This is a genomic window from Apibacter adventoris (genome assembly GCF_002964965.1).
Lineage (GTDB): Bacteria > Bacteroidota > Bacteroidia > Flavobacteriales > Weeksellaceae > Apibacter > Apibacter adventoris.
In genome coordinates, this window is the sequence record NZ_PSZN01000002.1 from 1 (window position 1) to 22,870 (window position 22,870).

The window sequence follows — 22,870 nt, forward strand, 5'->3', positions numbered from 1 at the left end:
AAAAAAACACTTATATAATTATTATATACATTAAAAAGCCTCTTTACAATAACAAAAATTAAATAATAATTAACATAAACAAACAATAAATAATAATATAACATTAAATTGTTATATATATTTTATATTTAATAAAAATTACATTAAAATATATTATTTTATTTAAATTTGTGCGCAGATAAAATTTATCTTTAATAGTTTATAGTTTATAATTTTTAAATTAAAGTTCATTCAAAATTAATTTCAATGAAAAATTTATTTTTTACATTAATCACTTTCAATGTAAACATATTATTGGGTCAAATTGGAATAGGCACTCAGGATATAGAGACCGGACTAGTGCTAAAAATGGATAGTAAAAATTCTGGTATTTTAATTCCTCGATTAGCATTACAAGGAAAAAACATCCAAGCGCCTTTAGAAGGAGAACCTAAAACAGGATTAATTGTTTATAATACGCAAAGAAGCGGAACACCCCCTAACTATGTTTCTCGCGGATTTTATTATTGGGATGAAAAAACGTCTAGTTGGACGTCGGCATACATTCCTATTAGTCATTCCATTGCAAAATTTGCAAACTATGGAACAAATGTGGATTTTAACACTAAAGTTAATCCACTTAATATATTTGACGTGGAGTTATTTAATGAAGATCCTTCTTTATATAAAAAATATTTAGACGGGATTAAAATTTATGAAACCGGTCTTTATAAATTCACTTTAAATTTAGATATGGACGGTACCAGTGATAGGGATATTTTTGAAATTGACATATTTGTAGATGACTACAAAATACCCGAAACATTTTATGTCTGTACTGTAGATAATGCTGCTGGATCAAGCCAAGATATTGGATACGTATTTACAGTATACATCAATATTCCACGTAATAGCTCTGGATCTTATATATACTTTAAAGGTAAAGAGGTAGACGGAGCAGCTAAAGTTACATTTAGAAAACCTAAGACATCCTCAGTAACCATTGAAAAAGTACGATAACTTAATTTTCAATTTAAAACATGAAAAAAATAATTTTTACAATAATACTTATAACAGTATTTTCTTTCACATTATTCAGCCAGGTAAAAATGGGTGAACAAAATGGTCTTATCCTTCAAATAGATAGTGAAACCAAAGGAGTATTATTCCCAATTGTTGCTTTAACAAACAGAAATTTACAAACACCTCTTACAGGTACTGTTCCTACAGGTACTTTTATTTTCAATACTAATACTTTTGGTAATTTTCCTTATGAAGTAACTCCCGGATTCTTTTGGTGGGACAATGAAAATTCACAATGGAATCCTTTAGCTTCGAGCAGAGAAAATTTTACAGCTAAATTTACAAATGTTGATTTTGGGGAACCTATTGATGGTGCAAATAATGATTACTATGATGGCAAATCAAAAAACATGAAAATATTTGGAAATATTGTTTTTAATGAAAATTATGAAGCCTTACAAAAATATAGAGATAAAGATGATTTTTTAAAATTTAATTACTCCGGATTATATGCCATAAGCGTAGTACTTTCATTAAATAAATTTAATAAGAATCCTGCAATTGCACTAAAAGTCAATTTAGCTTTAAATGATAAACCAGTGGGAATTTCTCATTACGTAAGATCCTCTGCAGCTGTAACTTCTAAATCCGGAAGATTTTTTTCTAATTGCTTTACAGAATATATAGAAGTAAAAGAGGGAGATATTTTGACCCTAAAATCTGTTAGAGCCACTTTACAAGACCCAAAAACTTATAAAGTAAACTTTGATCAGCTAGGTAGTTCTTCTATAACCATATCCAGAATCAGATAAATTTAAACCATGAAAAAAATTATACCATTGTTATGCAGTCTTTTAATATGCCCGGTAATAAAAAGTCAAATAGGAATTAATACTGCTCAAATAAATAGTGCGTCAATGTTTCATATAAACAGTAGTACGAAAGGTGTTTTAGTACCTAGAATACAACTAAAAAGTATAAATAGCCATAGCCCTCTACCAAAAGATATAACTGAAGGCACATTAGTTTTTAATGAAGGTATTGCCGGAATCGGAGATGATAAAATATTTTCAGGGTTCTATTACTGGAAAGATTCAAAATGGAATACTTTAATGAGCAAAAACGATGATACCGATTATAAAGTTGTACAATTTTCCAACAATCCCGATTCTAATTTTAATTTTAATGGTTCTACTATAGGTTTTGGTAAGGAGACGGATATTTTTGGAGTAGAAATTTTTAATGATGATCCTAATTTATATAAAAAATTATCTGATAATTCCATTCAATTTTTAAAAGACGGATTATATTTTATTAATTTAAATTTAGCTTTAGAAGACGAAACTTCAAATAATAAAATATATGGGGTAAACTCTAACGTTGAAATTTTTATGAGTTTTACTATTGAACATAATGGTACAGAAACCCAGCCTGCCGAAGGAACTCTAACAATGGTACCTCAACTACATGACACTGGTTCCGAACTTATCAGTGATACTACCCCTAGTACTATTAATACTGCCAGTTCAAATAAAACATATTATACAAGAGGAAAGTTTACTTTTACCCAATACTCTTATTTACAAGCAAAAGAAGGAGATATATTAAGGCTAAGATCTCTTCAGACAAATACTACAACAAGGGCAAATGGAAGAGTTTCTTATGATAAAGAATCTTTATCTAATATAACTATTATAAAGTTAAATTAAACGTTTCCAAACTGGGAAAAAAAGATTAAAATAATTTCAAAAGGATTTAACTAACTTTGTTAAATCCTTTTTTTAATTTATGAGATCTAGCTATACCATTTATAACGCCTCTGCCGGGGCTGGAAAAACCTATACTTTGGTTAAAAATTTTTTATCTATTTTATTAAAAAATAAACAGCCTGAAAGTATACGTTCTATTTTAGCGGTAACATTTACCAATAAGGCCGCAAATGAAATGAAAGCCAGAATACTTAAATGGCTTAAAGATTTTACTGAGGAGGCTACTTACTTATCAAATTCTATATTACAACAAATAGCATATGAAACAGGGATTAATATAGAAATTTTACATCAAAGATCAAAAAAGTCTTTATCATATCTATTACATCACTATTCTTTATTAAGTATAAGCACAATAGATAAATTCAATTTAAGATTAATGAGAGCTTTTACTAAAGAACTAGGACTTTCTTATTCTTTTGCTGTGGAACTAGATACAACAGAATATTTAAAACAATCTATAGATGAATTAATTGATGAATTAGGTACAGACAATCCATTTGCAGAAGTTATTCTGAATTATATTTTTTGGAAATTTGATAGCGAATCTTCTACAGACATAAGAAAGGAATTGCTTATATCTTCACAAAATTTCCTTAAAGAAATGCATTTAGAAAAAATCCATTCTTTATCTTCTAAAGATTTTGAAGATTTTAAAAAATTGAATGTTCTTCTTTTAAAAAGAACTTCTTCCAATCTTAAAAAAATTAAAGAAATTGCTAAATGCGCCATAAATTTGATAGAAAATTTGGGATTACAAGCTAATGATTTTTACCAAGGAGGCAGAGGAATGGGAGGATTTTTTTATAAATTAACTGATGAAACTCTTATTAAACAAAATTATGCAGCTATTAATCTAAAATCTAATTTTTATAAAGATTTTTGTGAAAATGAAAAATATGCAAAATTAAAATCTACCAAAATAAATGAAATTGAATCTATCGCACCACAACTTATAAAATATTTTTACCAGACTAAAGAGTTAATCAACCGGATTAAAATAGATGAATCGGTAAGACAAAATTTAATCACTATTGAGTTACAATCAGAAATATCTAGATTTTTAAATCAAAAAAAATCAGAAAATGATATTCTTTTTCTTTCAGATGTAAATCCAATAATAAATAATCATTTAAAAAATGAGCCTGTTGCCTTTATATATGAAAAATTAGGAGGAAAATATAATCATTATTTTATTGATGAATTTCAGGATACCTCACAATTACAATGGAATAATTTTTTACCATTAGTAGAAAATGCAAAAGTAACTTATGGTTCTTCAATTACATTAGTAGGAGATCCTAAACAATCTATCTACCGGTTTCGATCAGGAAAACCTGAAATTTTGATGAACCTGATTTCTAATTCTGAAAAGGAAAATATTTCTATCATAACCTTACCAAATAATTACAGAAGTCTGCCCAACATTGTCAATTTTAATAATGATTTTTACCAATTTATTGCAGAAACTGAACTCACAAATGAAGAAAACAAAAAATTATTTGGTAGCCATTCTTACCAAATTCCATATCTAAAAAATGGAGGAAGGGTTCAAATTTCATTTGTTTCTCCTGATATAGAAGAAAACAGCCCATTGGTCAATAGAATTTTAGAAATTATTGAAGAATCAATTTCAAACAGTTTCAATTTTAAAGACATAGCTATTTTAACCCGGAACAAGAAACATAGTTTCCCTATTATTGAAGCGTTAACCGAAAAAGGGTATCCAGTATTAACAGAAGAAGCATTATTATTATCTTCTTCTCCAGTCATCTTAACTATTATTTCCGCATTAAAATGGTTAAATACTCCTCAAAACAAAGAAGCTTTAATTTATACTCTATACCAGTTACATATACTACGAAAAATAAAATTAGTAGATTTTACTTCAGAAATGCTTAAAATAAAAGATTTATCTTTTACGGATACGCTTCTTTACCTAAAAAACACTTTTGAAATAAATATATGCGATACGCTGAATAACAATTTAAGTTTCTATGATTTTGTTGAAAATTTGATAAGATCTTTAAAATTTGGAAAAGGAGATGAAATGTATCTTTCTGCTTTATTGGATGTAATTTTACATTTAGAAAAAAACGGAACAATAAGTATAAATGATTTTTTAGAAAATTGGGAATTAAAAAGTTCAAATCTTTCTGTTCAATTTCCAGAAAATATGAATGCTATACAAGTAATGACCATTCATAAATCTAAAGGTTTAGAATTTCCAATAGTTATTTATCCCTTGGCAGAAAACCGAGTTTATCAAGACGAATATTGGTTTCCTTTGGAGGAAGATTTGTATAATGGCTTTAACCAATACTACACCTATGGAAAATCAGGTGTAGACCAAACTAACGAAGCTATTGACGAAGTTATAGAAATTAAAAAAAGTGAAAATTTTATAGATGATTTATGTGTTCAGTATGTAGCTACCACAAGAGCTTCTCAACAACTTTTTATATTAAAAGAACAAAAAAATTCAGATATAGGTAGAATAGAAAAATTCCTAAAAAAAAATCATTTCCCTACAGAAGGTATAATAGAACTATATCCGGACATCGAAACTCAAAAAATAAATTTGGATAATAAAAATTCTCTTGAAGAAAAAAATATTGATTGGATTTCAGAAAGCTGGTCGCAAAAAATAAAGGTAAGTACAGAAATTGGAAAAAAATATACAAAAGAAAATAAAAAAATCAGATATGGAAATATTATCCATCAGGTTTTATCCGAAATAACAACTGAAAACAAAGTTTACCCTATTATACAAAAACTCATTTTTGAAGGAATAATTGATAGGGAAGAAGAAAAATTAATCACTCAAACTATTAATTTAGTAATCAAACATAAACAATTAAAAAATTATTTTTCCGGTCAGTATTTTATATATCCGGAGAGAGAAATCTTATTTGAAGGAAGATTTTATCGCCCTGATCGTTTAGTAGAAATTAACGGATTTATATCAATACTAGATTTTAAAACAGGAAAAAAATTACCAAAACATAAAAAACAAATTAAAGAGTATGCTAAAGTTTTAGAATCTTTAGGGAAAAAAATAAAAGATAAAATATTAGTTTACATATTTGACAAAATTGAAATAGTAAAAGTAGATGCTAATCAGGACACAACTGAGAATTTACAAATTAATCTATTCACATAAAAATAGATTATTCATTTATAACGAAAAGTTCTTCAGAGTCTCCATGAAAAATTTTTCCATCCTCGCATTTAATTGTCTTAGCCGGAAAATTTTTAATCATTGAATAATCATGTGTAGCCATAAGAATAGCACAATGGTTCTTTTTGGAAATATTTTTTAATAAGATCATTATTTCATTAGAAGTTTCCGGATCCAAATTTCCTGTAGGCTCATCAGCCAATATTAAAGCCGGATGATTTAATAATGCCCTGGCTATTGCTACCCTTTGTTGCTCGCCGCCTGAAAGCTCATGAGGCATTTTATGTTTTTTGGTACCCATTCCTACACTGTCTAAAACTTCTTCTACCCTTTCACCAATGGCAAATTTATCTTTCCAACCTGTGGCTTTAAGTACAAAAATTAAATTTTTTTCTACAGTTCTGTCTGTTAATAACTGAAAATCTTGAAAAACTATCCCTAATTTCCTTCTTAAAATAGGTATTTCACTATTTTTTAGAGAAACCAAATCTATATCTACTACTCCTCCTTCTCCCTCTAACAAAGGAAGATCCCCATATAAAACTTTTAATAGCGAACTTTTACCACTTCCTGTTTTTCCTATAAGATAAGAAAAAGCCCCTCTTTCCAGCTTCAGATTTACATTACTTAGTATTAAAAGATTTTTCTGGTAAATATTTGCATTTTTTAAATATAAAATGGTATCACGCATTTTTAATTATTCTATCTTTAGGTTCTTATTATATTTCTACAAATGTAGTAATTAAATATATACCTTATTTTTAAACTTTTGTTAAAAAAAACTCATATGCAGTATTTTTAGTACTTTTGGTATATATTTAATTCTAAAATAACGCATGAAAAAAGTAATTCTTATTATTACAGCAATTACTATTCCTACCTTAGGACTATTTGCTCAAAATAATGCAATCAACCTCCAGTACATGGACAAATCAGTAAGACCTCAAGATGATTTTTATAATTATGTAAACGGGAACTGGATGAAAACAACAAAAATCCCTGCGGATCATTCCCAATGGGGAAGTTTTAACCAATTAAGAGAAACTACCGATTCTATTTCTTTACAAATTTTGAAAAAATCATTAAATCAAAAGTTTCTTAAAGGAAGTGAAGGTCAAAAAATTGCTGATATTTATGCTTCGTTTATGAATATGGAAGTACGAAACAAACAAGGAATTGCTCCTATTAAACCATATTTAGATAAAGTTGATAAAATAAACAATTATAACGAATTGCAAAATTTATTAGTAGAATTTACCCCTATAGGTATGAATCCTTTCTATGAATTTTATGTAGATCCATCTCCTAATGACAGTAATAAAAACATGGTATATTTAGATTGTGTGAAATTGGGTTTGGGTAGAGATTATTATCAAAAAAATGATGAAAAATCTGAGCAAATATTAAAAGAATATACGCATTACCTAGCACAATTACTAAAAATTATTGGTAATAAAACCCCTGATGTTACTGCCTCCAAATTGGTAAATTTTGAAAAACAATTAGCCCTTAGCCTGCTAACCATTGAACAAATAAGAGATGCTAAGCTACAAAACAATCCTTATTCTATAAAAGATTTATCTAAATTATCTAAAAATACTGATTTTGCAAAGTATTTTACTGATTTGGAAATAAAAGCTGACACTGTAATTATCCCTGAAAAAAAATATTATGAAAATTTTGATAAAAATATTAGTTCTCAAAAAATTTCATTACTTAAAGATTTTATAAAATTAGAAATTATAAGAAAAGCTGCCGGTAGTTTAACAGAAGAATTAGATAATGTAAATTTTAATTTTAATGGGAAAATTCTTCATGGACAAAAAGAACAGAGAGCTTTGGACAAAAGAGCCCTTACTTGCATTAACAGTTTAATTGGCGAGGCATTTGGAAAACTATATGTAGCTGAAGTTTTCCCTGAAGAAGCTAAAGTAAATGCTAAAGAACTCATAGATTACCTTAAAAAATCTTTTGTTACTCACATTCATAACTTAACTTGGATGTCTGCTTCTACAAAAGAAAAAGCAATAGATAAACTTAATAAATTTACTGTAAAAATCGGATATCCTGATCAATGGAAAGATTATTCCAAATTAGAAATTATTTCTATAAATGATGGGGGATCTTATTTCCAAAATAGTTTAAATGCAAAAATATTTAAGTATAATAAAAACAAAGATAAAATTGGTAAACCGGTAGATAAATCAGAATGGTTTATGTCTCCTCAAACCGTAAATGCATATTATAACCCCGCTTATAATGAAATTGTTTTTCCTGCAGCTATTTTGCAGCCACCTTTTTATGATTATAAAGCCGATGCGGCAGTAAATTTTGGAGGAATAGGCGCTGTAATTGGACATGAAATGACTCATGGATTTGATGACAGCGGTTCCCAATTTGATGGAGATGGAAATCTAAAAGACTGGTGGTCTCCGGTAGATAAAATTAAATTTGAAAAAGCAACTCAAGCTTTGGCTGTCCAGTTTAATGCTTGTGAACCTCTACCTGGCCAACATATTAATGGACAATTAACATTAGGAGAAAATATTGCAGATTTAGGTGGTTTAGCCATTTCTTTTGATGCTTTACAAATGTATTTAAAAGATAAGGGCTCTCCAGAAAAAATAGAAGGATATACTCCTAATCAAAGATATTTTATGTCTTGGGTTACTATTTGGAGAACTAAAATTACCGATCAGGCTTTAAGCAACCAATTAAAAACAGACCCACATGCTCCGGGGTATTACAGAGCCACCGTTCCTATTAAAAATGTAGATAATTTTTATAATGCTTTTGATGTAAAACCTGGTGATAATATGTATAGAGAGAAAGATAAAAGAGTAACTATCTGGTAATTATAAAAAAATATATTTTATTTTATCCCTGTATAAATTAAAATCTACAGGGATATTTTATATAATTTATTAACTTTGTAAATTATTATTTAATATAATAAATATGAGATCTTCTTTCAAAATTATAGTTTATGCAATACTGTTATCTTTATTATTAAACTATATTGTTTATTATGGATTTACTACAAATTATACAGGTGATGTATTTTCAGAAGAAGGTTTCAAAAATCAATATAACAATTCTGTATATAAATTTCGTATATTAAGTAAATATATTCTATATTTCATTTATGAAGCTATTAAATCCCCTAATATTCCTGATTCAAGATTACTAATTTTAGATAGCCATGCTTCAAATAGTTTCTATAATTCTTACTTTATTTTAAATACCTTTTTTACTTCTCTTGTCTCAATTATATTGGTATTAATACTGAATAATCCATTAATAAAAATAGCAAAAAACTATAAATTGCTATTAATTTATTCTATCATTTCTGCTATATGCCTCACGCAATTTGTAGTTGTTCCTTATGATGTTTCAGCTTATTTTTTCCTTCTTGTATTTATATTAATGTCATTAGAGTATTTAATAAAAAGTCGTATAATATACTTAATTGGTATGTTTTTCATAATTTTTATATCAGCACTGAATAGAGAAACTTCAGCTCTTTCAATTTCGTACCTTATTTCCATTTTATTCTTTAAATATGGAATTTCTAAAAAAATTTTCTATCCTGTTTTACTAATGATTTTAGCATATTTAATTGCATATATTGGACTTAGACTTTATTTTCAAAACAACACAATTTTTATGCATATAACTTTTTTAAGTATTCTTCTCCCTAAAAACTTAATTGGGCTGCTGGCTTGGATATTATTATTTATTTTATCTATATCTTTAGCTAATCATAAAAAAAATAAATTATTGATAATTTATTTTCATATTCTAAGTATTCCTTATATATTCAGTTGCTTCTTTACCGGTTTAATATTTGAAATGCGTTTATATATTCCTTTATTTCTTACTTCGGTTATTCTAGCACTAATGGACACAGATAAAGTAAAAAATTTAAATTAGTATCTAATTAGATATATACAATTAATTATGAATTTTCTTATAGCATGATATAACTTTTATTACATTATTCTAAACAACAATTTATATAAACATAAAAAGAAGAATAGATCCTTTCTTAATTTTGTTTACTTTAAATCTGGTTACAATGTAAAAAAAAACAATTAATGCTATTTAAAGCAAGAAATTTTCTAATATATAATGAAAGTAAAATTTATATAATGAATGAATAATTATTATTAAGCTTACTTTTGGCAGAATATTTGAAATAGAAACATATTATTTATAATATTAATATAAAATGAAAAAGTTTGCAAAAATTAATCTGATTGTTTTCATAATGACAATAATCTGTTTCACTATTAAAAGCTGTAATACAACCAATACCATTACAGATAAAATAGAAAATAAAGACTTAGAATCTAAATTAAATAAAACTTGGGTATTAAAATCTATAGAACAAACAAATGTTTCTGATGCTTTTAAGGAAGATATACCCTCTTTGATGTTTGATTTTACTAATCATACCGTATCAGGTAATAGTGGATGTAACCAATTTAATGGTGGATTTGCTTTATTAGGTAATTTATATGCTCCTACTCCTTTAATAACAACTCGAATGATATGTCCTTCTAAAAATCAAGAATCTAAATTATTGGATTTATTAGCTAAAAAAAGTACCTTAATATTTAATAACTATACACTTCAATTTGTTCAAAACGGGAAAGTAGTATTAGAATTTATACCAAAATAAAAACAATATTAACATATTTAATAATTTAATCAATTTATATATTTAAACATGAAAAAAATAATTTCAAGTGCTCTATTAATTTTAGCCTTATCTTTTGCTACGCAAAGTTGTAACTCAACAAAAAACAATAATTCATCTAAAAGTCAAAGTAAAGAAATATCGAATAAATTAAAAGGTACATGGACTCTTAGTTCTATAGACGGAATTACAGCTACTAATGCATTTAAAGGAGAAATACCAAGTATTACCTTTGATTTCAATTCCCATAAAGTAAATGGTAACAGTGGTTGTAACCAATACAATGGAGGATTTTCTCTTATTGGAAATATATTTACTCCTACTCCTATGATGTCTACTTTTATGTCTTGTCCTGAAGTAAATCAAGAAAATAAATATATAGAGTTAATAAGTAAAAAAAGTACTTTAGTTTTAAAAAATAACAATTTACAATTTGTTCAAAATGGAAAAACAGTTTTAGTTTTTACCCCTTCGGCAAACTAAAATGAATCAAAGAAAAATAAAAGGTGCTATCTTGGCAGATAACACCTTTTATTTTTCCTTAATTTCCAGTTATTTATAAAAAAATCATATATTTGCAGTTCTATACATAAAAATCATTAAAATAATATTGGAATGTATCTAACACCAGAAGTAAAAAAAGAAATTTTCGCAAAACACGGTAAAGATGAAAAGAATACCGGAAGTGCAGAAGGGCAAATAGCTTTATTTACCTTTAGAATTAACCATCTAACTCAACATTTAAAAAAAAATCACAAAGATTATAATACAGAAAGGTCTTTGGTTGCTTTAGTAGGTAAACGAAAAAGATTATTAGATTATCTGAAGAAAAAAGAAATCAACAGATATCGAGCAATAATCGCTGAATTAGGTATTCGTAAGTAATATCTTGCAAAAGAGGTAATTATAATTACCTCTTTATTTATTTTAAAAAATAAAAAAGCTAATAAAGAAGAGAATTTGTTTAAATTATATGTCTATCTTTTTAGATGTAACCATAGAGCACTGAAATCCATTAATCTCATTATAATTTTAATGGACTTGAGTGTTCTCTGAAAGTTTATCAACAAGAATGATACTATAAATAAATGTAAGATAACTTTTTTATTGCTTTATATATTTAATATAATATTAATTTAATTTTAAATTTTTTATGGAAATTCCAAAAGCAATTACAGAAAAAATTATCTTAGATGATGGAAGAGAAATTATTCTTGAAACCGGTAAATTAGCAAAACAAGCGGATGGTTCTGTTGTTGTAAAATGTGGCGGAACAATGTTGTTAGCCACAGTTGTATCAGCTAAAGAAGCAAACCCCGGAGTAGATTTTTTACCTTTAACTGTTGATTATCGGGATAAATTTTCTGCAGGAGGCCGTATTCCTGGTGGGTTTATGAAAAGAGAAGGAAGACCCACAGATGAAGAAATTTTAACTATGAGGCTTGTTGACAGAGTTTTAAGGCCTTTATTTCCAGATGACTTTCATGCAGAAGTTCAATTAATGATTCAACTTATTTCTTATGATGGTACCATTTTACCTGATTCACTTGCCGGTTTAGCAGCATCTACAGCCATAGCAGTTACAGATATACCATTTAATGGACCAATTTCGGAAGTTAGAGTTATACGCCAACAAGGTAAATATACCATTAATCCAAACTTAAAACAAATGAATGAAAGTTTTGAATTGGATATAATGGTTGGAGCCTCTAAAGATTCAATTGTCATGATTGAAGGAGAAATGAGTGAAATATCTGAAAAAGAAATGATAGAAGCTATAGCTATCGCTCATGAAGCAATTAAAAAACAAATAGATGCCATTGAAAGATTAGCTAATAAGGTTCCTAAATCTTTAACAAAAAGAGAATATTGCCATGAAGTACATGATGAGGATCTAAGAAAGGAAATTACTGATTTTGCTTATCAAAAAGTATATGACATTGCTAAAACACCTTCTGAAAAACACGAAAGAAGTGATAAATTTCAAGCTATATTAGATGATTTTCTTTCAAAATATTCTGAAGAGGAAATGGAAGAAAAGCAACCTCTAGCGGCTATATATTTTCATGACATTCAAAAAGAAGCTGTACGACAATTGATTTTAAATGAAAACATCAGGTTAGATGGTAGAGACAATAAAACTATTCGTCCAATATGGTGTGAAGTAGATTATTTACCTGGAGCTCATGGATCTGCAATTTTTACCAGAGGAGAAACTCAATCATTAACTACTGTTACTTTAGGTTCTAATTTAGATGCAAATAGGGTGGATAACGTTATTTCTCAACATGAGGAAAAATTTTACTTACATTATAATTTTCCTCCATTTTCAACCGGAGAAGTTAGACCTGTAAGAGGAGTTTCTCGAAGAGAAATTGGGCATGGTAACCTTGCTCAAAGAGCATTAAAACATGTTATCCCTGATGATACACCTTACACTATCCGTGTAGTTTCAGACATACTTGAATCTAATGGTTCCTCTTCAATGGCTACTGTATGTGCAGGAACTCTTGCACTTATGGATGCAGGTATACAAATAAAAAAACCCGTGTCTGGAATTGCTATGGGATTAATAACAGATAAAGAATCAGGAAAATGGAGTGTTTTATCAGATATTTTAGGTGATGAAGATCATTTAGGAGATATGGATTTTAAAGTAACCGGAACTGCCGATGGTATTACCGCTTGTCAAATGGATATTAAAATTAAAGGTTTATCATTTGAGGTTATGGAGCAGGCTCTTAATCAGGCTAAAGAAGGAAGACTTCACATACTAGGGAAAATATTAGATACTATACCTGAGCCTAATAAACAATTGAAGCCTAATGCGCCTAAATTAATTTCGTTAGAAATCCCTAAAGAATTTATTGGTGCTGTTATTGGTCCTGGTGGGAAAATTATTCAACAACTTCAAAAAGATACCGGAACAACTATTACCATTGAAGAAAGCGATGAAATAGGCAAAGTAGAAATTTCAGGAGTAGACCAAGCAATGATTGATGATGCCGTAGCCAAAATTAAACAAATTGCTTTTGTTCCGGAAGTAGGTTCTACCTACAAAGCTAAAGTAGTATCAATAAAACCTTTTGGTGCTTTTGTTGAAATATCTAAAGGTGTTGAAGGGCTAGTTCATATTTCAGAATTAGAATGGAGAAGAATAGAAAAGGTTGAAGATTCTGTTAGGTTAGGTGATTTTATTGAAGTAAAATATTTAGGTATGGATGACAAAAAGAAAATGAAGCTTTCCAGAAAAGTTTTACTTCCGAAACCCGAAAAAAAAGAAGAAAATAAAAATTAGTTATCAAAAAACATATAAAAAAACACCAGATTATAAAATTTATAATCTGGTGTTAAAATTTGTTTATATATAAAATACTTAGAATTATATTTGTTATTTAAAATTACTATAATATTTATATATCATTTTATAAAGTATAATTTATGAAAGAATATAAACCGATTTTAATATGTCTACTTAAATTTTTTTCTGTTTATTTTATTCTGATAAGCTTATATAATTTATATTTAAATCATTATCAAATTCAATTACATACCTGTGATCCTTTCACCAAAATAGTAGCACAACAATCTTCATATTTATTAAAAATAATAAAAATTAACAGTTCTACTTTACATATTAACCAAGATAATTATATGCTCTTTTTTATTAATAAAAAATTAGTTAGCATTGTTAATGAAGGATGCAATGCTCTTTCTATAATGATTCTTTATCTTGCTTTTATTATTTCGTTTGCTTCAACATGGAAAAAAACAGTAATCTATATCTTGGTTACGCTAATTATACTGCATATTTCCAATATTATCAGAATTGCTTTTATAAATTACTCCGCATACTTTTATCCTATGTATAGAAATGAACTTCATGATTATATATTCCCCGCCATCATTTATGGATTAGTAATATTATTATGGATTATTTGGATTAATTTTTTTGTTTTAAAATCTGCAAAAAATGAGACAAATAATTAAAATTGTTGGAATTGTTATATGTTTTTTGTTATTAATTTTTATAAGAAAATATGAAACTGTTTTATTTTACGATCCTTTATTATCTTTCTTTAAACAATCAGATTTTAATCACTACAACCCTCCTCCCTTTGATTCCATAAAATTATTATATTCTTTAATATTCAGATATTTTCTTAATAGTATAATATCCATTATGATAATTTACTTATGGTTCAAAAATAAAAAAATCACTAAATTTTCCTGCTTTATATTTATTATAGTTTTTATACTATTTACGATATTATACTTAATATCCATAAGCAATAATTTTTTATTAGGATATATGCCAACCTATTATATAAGAAGAATACTAATTCATCCTTTATTATTGCTATTACTTATACCAATATTTATTTATACCCTTAAGTTTTCTAAAAATTAAACATCCGTAGGTGTTTTTTCAACTGTAATATTATCATTATTTTTAATTCTTTGTTGCCTTTTTACACTTTGCGCTTTACTACTATATCCTATAATAGCTCCAAAAAGTAACCCTAATCCTGCCCCTATAAGTATTCCTATAATGAGAGTATAAGTTAAAAAAGGTTCTGTAGAATCACTATATCTTATATAACCAAGAATTCCTCCTATTATTAAAAATATAAATCCTAAAATTAGCGAGCTTTTCATTTTTTATTTTTTTATTACGATAAAATTAATAAATTTATTAAGATAATTTTAAATTTTGTCTAACTACTTCATATAAAAAAACACCACAGGCCACAGAAACATTTAATGATTCAATTTTCCCTAAAATAGGAAGTTTTAAATTCGCATCTGCATTTTTTAGCAATTCTTTAGAAATACCTCTTTCTTCGTTTCCGACAATAATTGCTATAGGAGGATTGAGATTTTCTTCATAAATTAGTTTATCTGTTTTCTCTGTAGCACATACAACTTTTATTCCACTCAATTTTAAATAATCCAGAACTTTTAATAAATTTTTTTCTTTACAAATTTTCAAATTAAAAATTGCTCCTGCTGAGGTTTTAACAGAATCAGAATTTATAGGTGAAGATCCCTCTTCCGGAATAACAATAACATCAACTCCGGTAATTTCTGCCGTTCTACAAATAGCTCCAAAATTTCTAACATCAGTTAGATGATCCAAAATTAGTACAAAAGGCATTTTTCCTTCTTCAAAAAGTTGAGGAATTACATCTTCTATACTAAAAAACTGAACGGGAGAAAGAAAAGCACAGGCGCCTTGATGATTTTTCTTAGTTAAACGATTTAGTTTTTCTATAGGTACATATTTTATATAAATGCCCGCCTGAGATAATTTTATTTTTAATTTTTTAATATTATCTCCTAACAAACCATTTTGAATAAATACTTTATCAATGGTTTTTCCGGAATCTATAGCCTCAATTATTGGATGTATACCGAATATAAAATTTTTTTCCATTAATTAAAAAATCTATGTATATATAATAAAGTAAAATTATCTAGTTTATTAGTTAAAGAAAATTTTATTCCTAATCAAATATTTATTCGTGTCTTCTATAAAAGATAATATTTCTTCCTTACCTATTTTTTTTTCAGAAGAAGTTTTAAACATTTCAGGAAGCTCCTCCCAAGTATTCCTTAATTCTTGAGAATACTTTTTAAAATTATATAAAAATTCTCGCTGAGAAATTTTATCAATTTTTGTAAAAACTAAATTAAACGGTATACCATTTTGCCCTAGCCAATTTATAAAATCTACGTCTAGTTTCATAGGTAAATGCCGAGAATCTATTAAAACAAATAGATTTACCAAGTTACTTCTTCTTAATACATATTTCTCTATCATTTTTGAAAAAGATGCTCGCTCTGATTTGGATACTTTTGCATAGCCATATCCGGGAAGATCGGTTAAATACCAACTATTATTAATTACAAAATGATTGATAAGTTGAGTTTTACCCGGAGTAGAAGATGTTTTAGCTAAACCCTTTTTATTAGCTAACATATTTATTAAAGAAGATTTTCCTACGTTAGATCTTCCAATAAATGCGTATTCAGGCTTATTTGCTTCCGGACACTCTTCTAAATACTTACTACTTTTTATAAATTCTGCTGAAAGTATATTCATAATTTCACAATTTATGCTTACTAAATCTACTTATTCACATCTTTCAGCCATTTTAAAAGAATCTTATTAAATTCATCAGGTTTTTCCATCATAGCTGAATGTCCACATTTATCAATCCAAAACAATTGTGATTTTGATATACATTCATTAAATTCAACAGCTACTTCTGGAGGTGTAACATTATCTTGTTTACCCCATATTAAACACGTATCCTTTTGAATATTTTTTAACTCTGATGATAAATTATGTTTCATAGCACTTCTGGCTATCTGAATAGTTTTTATCGCTTTAGATCTATCTGATACCGTTTCATAAACCTGATCCACTAATTCCTTGGTTGCTACCTTAGGGTCATAAAAAACCTCTTCAGATTTATTTTTAATATATTCATAACTTCCCCTTTTTGGATAAGTATCACCAAAACTTCTTTCATATAAACCGGAACTCCCTGTCAATACCAATGCATCAACACATTCAGGCTTTTTGAGTGTTAACATTAAAGCTAAATGTCCACCTAAAGAATTCCCAATCAATATGGCAGGTTTTTTAACAATACTTTTTAAAAAACTAGCAACATGACCGGTCAAACCTAATATATTGGTTTTTAGCGGCGATAAGGAATACAATGGTAACTCCAAAAAATAAACTTTATATCCATGATTAGAAAAAAACTCTATTTGATGTTCAAAATTACTCAAACCTCCCATTAATCCATGTAATAAAACTATAGGCTTACCCTCTCCTGCTTCAGTGTAAATATGCTTTTTTTCCTTACGAAAATTAAATATCATCCCCCTTAAATCATAAAACTAATCTAAATGCAAAAATACATTATATTATTACTAAATAAAAATAATATTTCACAATTAATTTTCTCTATTTCTTAACAGAAATAATCATAACCACATAAATATTTAAAAACCCCAATAACTTATTAACAAAAGTGGGAAAAAGTGGATAAAAGTGGAAATTATTTTTTACTTTTGAAAACTAATTTAAAAGTGAATTTAATAGGAACATATGAGTGTACCCTGGATGCAAAAGGGAGAATGTTGTTACCTTCAGGTATTAAAAAACAACTAGATAGCCTATTGCAAGATGGTTTTGTTCTTAAAAGATCCGTTTTTCAACCTTGTTTGGAATTACACCCCATGTGTGAGTGGAACCAAATAATGAAAAAAATTAATTCACTGAATCGTTTTGTAAAGAAAAATAATGATTTTATAAGACAATTCACTGCAGGATTAAAAAATGTAGACATAGACAATAGCGGAAGATTACAAATTAGTAAAGACTTGATTCAATTTGCTAAACTAAATAAAAACATGGTAGTTGTAGCATCTGTAAATATAATAGAAATTTGGGACAAAGAGCTTTATGAAAAAGCTGTAGATGTTAATGATGAAGACTTTGCAAATTTAGCAGAGGATGTAATGGGTAATATGTCTGAAGATGAGCTACCATAATTCTGTTTTATTACAAAAAAGCATTGACCATTTAGTCTTAAATCCCAAAGGCATATATGTGGATTGCACTTTTGGTGGGGGTGGCCATTCTAATCTGATTTTAAAAAAATTAGAGGCAAAAGGAAGCCTATATGCTTTTGACCAAGACGCAGATTCTCAAGATAATTTAATTAATGATCCTAGATTTACTTTTATAAATCAAAATTTCAGATATTTAAAAAATTCCTTACGTTTTCATAACATCACTTCTATAGATGGAGTATTAGCTGATTTAGGGGTATCATCTCATCAATTTGATAAGGCAGAAAGAGGTTTTTCTACTCGTTTTGAGGGACCTTTAGATATGAGAATGAATACACAACAGTATCTTTCAGCTAAAGAAATTGTTAATGAATATTCCGAAGAACAATTATCAGAATTATTTTATTTGTATGGAGAACTTCCACAAGCTAGAAAAATAGCAAAAGAAATTATTACTGAAAGAAAAAAAAGTATCATTTCCACTACAAATCAATTAAAAGAAATATTTAAAAAAAATATTCCAGAACATAAACAAAATAAATTTTATGCACAATTATTTCAAGCGCTAAGAATAGAAGTTAACGATGAAATAAAAGCTTTGAAAGATTTACTTTTACAAAGCTATGAAATCTTAAAACCTAGAGGGGTTTTAGTATTTATAGCTTATCATTCTTTGGAAGACCGAATAGTTAAAAAATTTATAAAAACCGGACTTTTCAATGGTGAGCCAGAAAGAGATTTATATGGAAATTGGAATAAACCTTTTGATTTAGTTTCCTCTAAACCTATTATACCAGATGATGATGAGATTAGAGAAAACCCGAGGGCGCGTAGTGCAAAAATGAGAATTGCAATAAAAAGAGATGGCAAAAAGAATTAAATCAAAAACTAGAAGTATATCGGACATACTCAAAGGTAAATTTCTGATAGAAGGTGGTGCCTTCTCCAGTTGGAAATTTATACTATTTATTGTGGTTCTTGCCCTTATATCTATTTCTTCTTCACATAAAGTAGATGAAAAAGTAGTAAAAATTTCAGAACTAAAAGAAAAAGCAGAAGAATATAAAGCTCGCTTTGCTCTAGTACACAGTAAACTCATGAAATTAAAAGTTGAATCTGAATTAGAAAACATGGTAATTTCAGATTCTCTTTTAGCATTAGAAAAGCAACCTTATAAAATACTTGTTCCCAAAGTAAAAGATGAATAACGAGCGTAAAAATATATTAGCCCGCACCTATCTGGTTTCTGCATTTATCCTCTTATTTGCCGTTTCCGTCTTTGGACGTTTAATATATATACAAACGCATGATACTGAAAAATATAAAAATTTAGCCCAAACAACAAATTTTAGAAATATTGAAGTTCCAGCAGCCAGAGGAAACTTATATGCTTCTGATGGAATTTTATTGGCTACTACTATTACAAAATATGATATATATATGGATATGAAAACAATTCGTAAAGAATTGTATCTAGACTCAATTATATCATTATGTGATTCTTTAGAGAGAATGTTTGGTAAACCAAGTAAATACTTTTATGAAAAATTAAATCATGAAAGAGCAAAAAAAAATCAGTATATGGTTTTAGCTAAAGGGCTTGATTACGAACAATTTGCAAGGCTTAAAAAATTTCCTATACTTAATAAAGGTCAGAATAAAGGAGGTTTTATTGTTGAAAGAAGAACAGAGAGGATAAAAACTATTTCAGGATTTGGAAGCAGAACCTTAGGGTTTGATGATTCCAGAGGCAAATCTGGTCTTGAAGGAGCTTTTTCTGCTTATTTAAAAGGAAAAAACGGTAAAGAAATTCAACAACGAATTAATCAAAAACAATGGAAGCCTATAAATATAGAAATTGAACCCCAAGACGGTGATAATGTATACACTACAATTGATATGCGAATTCAGGATATAGCCTATTCTGCATTACAAGATCAATTAGAAAAATCAGAAGCTGATCATGGATGTGCAATTGTGATGGATGTAAAATCAGGAAAAATTGTTGCTTTAACCAATCTTCAAAGAACTAAAAACGGTACTTATGATGATCTGAGAAATTTTGCTGTATGGGAAGCTTCAGAGCCTGGTTCCACTTTCAAATCTATTTCAATGTTAGCCCTTTTAGATGATGGATATGTAGAACCAGAAACTACAGTTAATATAGGAAACGGTTCATGGAATTATAGAAATTTCACTGTTAAGGATGACCACGGACATGGAGTAATTACTTTATCTCAAGTATTATCTCAGTCTAGTAATGTAGGTATTTCCAAAGTTGTAGAAAAATATTATTCTAAAAACCCTTCTGATTTTATTAATAAAATAAATAATTGGGGCATTAATAAAAAAACAGGAATAGATATTCCTGGAGAAAGCTCTCCTTACATACCAAAATATGATAAAACCTGGAGCCCAATATCTTTACCATGGATGTCTTTTGGTTATGGAGTAAAATTAACTCCACTACAAATATTAACTTTTTATAATGGGGTAGCTAATGGGGGCAAACTTATGAAGCCTCAATTATTAGAAAAAATTGAGAGAAAAGGAGTCATAACCCAAAAATTTACACCTATTATTTTAAACAAAAAAATGGCTTCAGATAAAGCTATCACAAACTTAAAACAAATGCTTGCCTATGCAGTTGAGATGGGTACTTCCCGAAGTATTTATACACCTAATTTATCTATGGCAGGAAAAACGGGCACTGCACAGGTAGAATATTGGAATAAAGGTAAAGGTAGATTATATCAAGCTTCTTTTTGTGGATTTTTCCCTGTAAATAATCCGGAGTATTCATGTATTGTAGTAATAAACAAACCCCGAAATGGTTATTACGGATCTCAAGTAGCCGCTCCTGTTTTCAAAGAAATTGCTGGAAAAGTTTACCTCAAAAAGCCACTAAACTTACCTAAAGAAGAAGAAAATAAAGAATCATATAATATAAAAAAATTAATTACTTCAAGTCTAAAACCCAATTTTGACACATCAACTCATTTTGTTCCTAATGTAGTAGGTTATTATGGAAGAGATGCAATCCCAGCTCTGGAAAATCTAGGGCTCAAAGTAGTATATACAGGAGAAGGAAAAGTGATACAACAATCAATTATCGGGCATCCTATAAAAAAAGGTATGACAATATATTTAAAACTCAGAGCATGAAAATACTTTCAGATTTATTATATAAAGTAGCTATTGAAAAAGTGATCGGGAATGTAAAAACCTCAGTTAATAACATTTCTTTTGATTCACGAAAAATAGAGCACAAAGATATCTTTTTTGCTATTAAAGGCTATGATTTAGATGGACATAAGTATATATCTACAGCTATAGAAAATGGAGCAACTGTAATAATTTGTGAAGATATTCCTTCAGAAATTAAAGAAAATATTACGTATATAAAAGTTACTAATACTTCTATAGCACTAGGTATTACTGCTTCAAATTTTTATGAAAATCCATCTGAAAAAATAGAATTAATTGGAATAACGGGCACCAATGGAAAAACCACAACTACTACCCTGTTATACAATCTTTTTACACAATTGGGTTTTAAATGTGCATTACTCTCAACCATAGAAAACAAAATTGCGAACCAAATATTAAACAGTAATCATACCACTCCAGACCCTATTACTATTAATAAAATATTAGCCTTAGCTGTAGAAAATAATTGTAAATACGCATTTATGGAAGTAAGTTCTCATGGCATTCACCAAAACAGACTTGCTGGACTAAATTTTAAAATAGGAGCTTTTACCAACATTACACATGATCATTTAGATTACCATAAAACCTTTGCAAATTATATAGCTGCTAAAAAAAAGTTTTTTGATGAATTGCCAAAAAATGCAATAGCAATTACAAATATAGATGATAAAAATGGATGGGTAATGTTACAAAATACAAAAGCAAAAAAAATTACCTATTCACTAAAATCTAATTCTGATTTCAAAGGAAAAATAATTGAAAACAGATTAGATGGAATGCTTTTACAATTTAACGGAAATGAGTTTTGGACATCTTTATCCGGGAAATTTAATGCATATAATGAACTATTAGCATATACTATTGCTATAGAATTAGGCTTTTCTTCAATAGAAGCCCTTACAGCAATAAGCAAACTCCAAAGAGTAAAAGGAAGATTTGAAACTTATATTTCAAAGCAAAATATTTATATAATAGTTGATTATGCCCATACACCAGATGCCTTAAAAAATATTATAGAAGCTATCAATCAAACCAGAACACGTAACGAGCAACTTATTACAATATTTGGATGTGGTGGCCATAGAGACAAAAGTAAGAGACCTGAAATGGGAAATATTGCTACCCAACTGTCTGATTTTACAATTATTACTTCTGACAACCCTAGAGATGAAGTTCCAGATGAAATAATTAAAGAAATAGAAGCAGGAGTACAAGCTCAAAATACTAATAAATATATTTCAATAACTGACAGAAAACAAGCAATTAAAACCGCTATTAAAATAGCAAAAACCAAAGATATAATCCTAATTGCAGGAAAAGGTCATGAAAACTATCAGGAAATTAATGGTGAAAAATTTCCATTTGATGATATGACTATAGCCCAAGAATTATTAAAAAATATAAATTAAT

At 28.0% G+C, this 22,870-nt stretch carries 22 protein-coding genes; 17 read left to right on the plus strand and 5 right to left on the minus strand.

What is annotated here, in order from left to right:
* Positions 1-246: 246 nt before the first annotated feature.
* From C4S76_RS00860 to C4S76_RS00875, 4 genes are all read left to right on the plus strand, one after another.
* Complete coding sequence (locus tag C4S76_RS00860) at positions 247-999, plus strand: hypothetical protein (protein ID WP_105191748.1); 753 nt, start codon at positions 247-249, stop codon at positions 997-999.
* Between the two features lie 20 nt (positions 1,000-1,019).
* Complete coding sequence (locus C4S76_RS00865) at positions 1,020-1,814, plus strand: hypothetical protein (RefSeq protein ID WP_105191750.1); 795 nt, start codon at positions 1,020-1,022, stop codon at positions 1,812-1,814.
* Between the two features lie 9 nt (positions 1,815-1,823).
* A complete protein-coding gene (locus C4S76_RS00870) occupies positions 1,824-2,711 on the plus strand; it encodes a hypothetical protein (RefSeq protein WP_105191752.1) in 888 nt (295 codons plus the stop codon).
* A gap of 79 nt (positions 2,712-2,790) precedes the next feature.
* Positions 2,791-5,934 carry a UvrD-helicase domain-containing protein gene (locus C4S76_RS00875; RefSeq protein WP_105191754.1) on the plus strand — a complete coding sequence of 1,048 codons (3,144 nt, stop codon included), beginning with the start codon at positions 2,791-2,793 and terminating at the stop codon, positions 5,932-5,934.
* A 7-nt stretch (positions 5,935-5,941) separates the two neighbouring features.
* On the opposite strand, the gene C4S76_RS00880 is transcribed toward C4S76_RS00875, so the two are convergent.
* Positions 5,942-6,643 (minus strand): cell division ATP-binding protein FtsE, encoded by a 702-nt coding sequence (locus C4S76_RS00880; protein ID WP_105191756.1) that lies wholly within the window; start codon positions 6,641-6,643, stop codon positions 5,942-5,944.
* Between the two features lie 145 nt (positions 6,644-6,788).
* Between C4S76_RS00880 and C4S76_RS00885 the strand changes: the two genes are divergently transcribed.
* The 8 genes from C4S76_RS00885 (at position 6,789) to C4S76_RS12165 (ending at position 15,065) form a co-directional block, all read left to right on the plus strand.
* Positions 6,789-8,807, plus strand: coding sequence for a M13 family metallopeptidase (locus C4S76_RS00885; protein WP_105191758.1), 2,019 nt, complete (start codon positions 6,789-6,791; stop codon positions 8,805-8,807).
* Between the two features lie 103 nt (positions 8,808-8,910).
* Positions 8,911-9,885, plus strand: a complete 975-nt coding sequence (locus tag C4S76_RS00890) for a hypothetical protein (RefSeq protein ID WP_105191760.1) — start codon at positions 8,911-8,913, stop codon at positions 9,883-9,885.
* Between the two features lie 298 nt (positions 9,886-10,183).
* Entirely contained in the window at positions 10,184-10,636 is a 453-nt protein-coding gene (locus C4S76_RS00895; RefSeq protein WP_105191762.1) for an META domain-containing protein, read from the plus strand.
* A 48-nt stretch (positions 10,637-10,684) separates the two neighbouring features.
* Positions 10,685-11,137, plus strand: coding sequence for an META domain-containing protein (locus tag C4S76_RS00900; RefSeq protein WP_105191764.1), 453 nt, complete (start codon positions 10,685-10,687; stop codon positions 11,135-11,137).
* A gap of 132 nt (positions 11,138-11,269) precedes the next feature.
* Positions 11,270-11,539 carry a 30S ribosomal protein S15 gene (rpsO, locus tag C4S76_RS00905; RefSeq protein WP_105191766.1) on the plus strand — a complete coding sequence of 90 codons (270 nt, stop codon included), beginning with the start codon at positions 11,270-11,272 and terminating at the stop codon, positions 11,537-11,539.
* Positions 11,540-11,807: 268 nt separating this feature from the next.
* A complete protein-coding gene (pnp, locus tag C4S76_RS00910; protein ID WP_105191768.1) occupies positions 11,808-13,952 on the plus strand; it encodes a polyribonucleotide nucleotidyltransferase in 2,145 nt (714 codons plus the stop codon).
* Between the two features lie 143 nt (positions 13,953-14,095).
* Positions 14,096-14,644 (plus strand): exosortase family protein XrtF, encoded by a 549-nt coding sequence (xrtF, locus tag C4S76_RS00915; protein ID WP_105191770.1) that lies wholly within the window; start codon positions 14,096-14,098, stop codon positions 14,642-14,644.
* Positions 14,628-15,065, plus strand: coding sequence for an exosortase F system-associated membrane protein (locus C4S76_RS12165; protein WP_105191772.1), 438 nt, complete (start codon positions 14,628-14,630; stop codon positions 15,063-15,065). Before xrtF ends, C4S76_RS12165 begins: the two co-directional genes overlap by 17 nt.
* Here C4S76_RS12165 and C4S76_RS00925 read toward each other — a convergent pair.
* The 4 genes from C4S76_RS00925 to C4S76_RS00940 are packed head-to-tail and all read right to left on the minus strand — an operon-like array spanning position 15,062 to position 17,551.
* Positions 15,062-15,313 (minus strand): hypothetical protein, encoded by a 252-nt coding sequence (locus C4S76_RS00925; RefSeq protein WP_105191774.1) that lies wholly within the window; start codon positions 15,311-15,313, stop codon positions 15,062-15,064. The genes C4S76_RS12165 and C4S76_RS00925 overlap by 4 nt on opposite strands.
* 37 nt (positions 15,314-15,350) lie before the next feature.
* On the minus strand, positions 15,351-16,091 hold the full coding sequence (gene rlmB / locus C4S76_RS00930; RefSeq protein ID WP_105191776.1) for a 23S rRNA (guanosine(2251)-2'-O)-methyltransferase RlmB: 741 nt from the start codon (positions 16,089-16,091) through the stop codon (positions 15,351-15,353).
* Between the two features lie 48 nt (positions 16,092-16,139).
* Complete coding sequence (gene yihA / locus C4S76_RS00935) at positions 16,140-16,760, minus strand: ribosome biogenesis GTP-binding protein YihA/YsxC (protein WP_105191778.1); 621 nt, start codon at positions 16,758-16,760, stop codon at positions 16,140-16,142.
* A 26-nt stretch (positions 16,761-16,786) separates the two neighbouring features.
* Positions 16,787-17,551, minus strand: coding sequence for an alpha/beta fold hydrolase (locus tag C4S76_RS00940; protein ID WP_105191780.1), 765 nt, complete (start codon positions 17,549-17,551; stop codon positions 16,787-16,789).
* 162 nt (positions 17,552-17,713) lie between these two features.
* On the opposite strand from C4S76_RS00940, the gene mraZ reads away from it, so the two are divergent.
* Genes mraZ through C4S76_RS00965 form a run of 5 tightly spaced genes read left to right on the plus strand, consistent with a single transcriptional unit; the run spans position 17,714 to position 22,869 of the window.
* A complete protein-coding gene (gene mraZ / locus C4S76_RS00945) occupies positions 17,714-18,226 on the plus strand; it encodes a division/cell wall cluster transcriptional repressor MraZ (protein ID WP_260209895.1) in 513 nt (170 codons plus the stop codon).
* Positions 18,213-19,127 carry a 16S rRNA (cytosine(1402)-N(4))-methyltransferase RsmH gene (gene rsmH, locus C4S76_RS00950; RefSeq protein ID WP_105191782.1) on the plus strand — a complete coding sequence of 305 codons (915 nt, stop codon included), beginning with the start codon at positions 18,213-18,215 and terminating at the stop codon, positions 19,125-19,127. The genes mraZ and rsmH overlap by 14 nt, the downstream gene beginning before the upstream one ends.
* Positions 19,111-19,455, plus strand: coding sequence for an FtsL-like putative cell division protein (locus tag C4S76_RS00955; RefSeq protein ID WP_105191784.1), 345 nt, complete (start codon positions 19,111-19,113; stop codon positions 19,453-19,455). The genes rsmH and C4S76_RS00955 overlap by 17 nt, the downstream gene beginning before the upstream one ends.
* Complete coding sequence (locus C4S76_RS00960) at positions 19,448-21,412, plus strand: penicillin-binding protein (RefSeq protein ID WP_105191786.1); 1,965 nt, start codon at positions 19,448-19,450, stop codon at positions 21,410-21,412. The genes C4S76_RS00955 and C4S76_RS00960 overlap by 8 nt, the downstream gene beginning before the upstream one ends.
* On the plus strand, positions 21,409-22,869 hold the full coding sequence (locus C4S76_RS00965) for a UDP-N-acetylmuramoyl-L-alanyl-D-glutamate--2,6-diaminopimelate ligase (RefSeq protein ID WP_105191788.1): 1,461 nt from the start codon (positions 21,409-21,411) through the stop codon (positions 22,867-22,869). Before C4S76_RS00960 ends, C4S76_RS00965 begins: the two co-directional genes overlap by 4 nt.
* The last annotated feature ends 1 nt before the right edge of the window (position 22,870 follow it).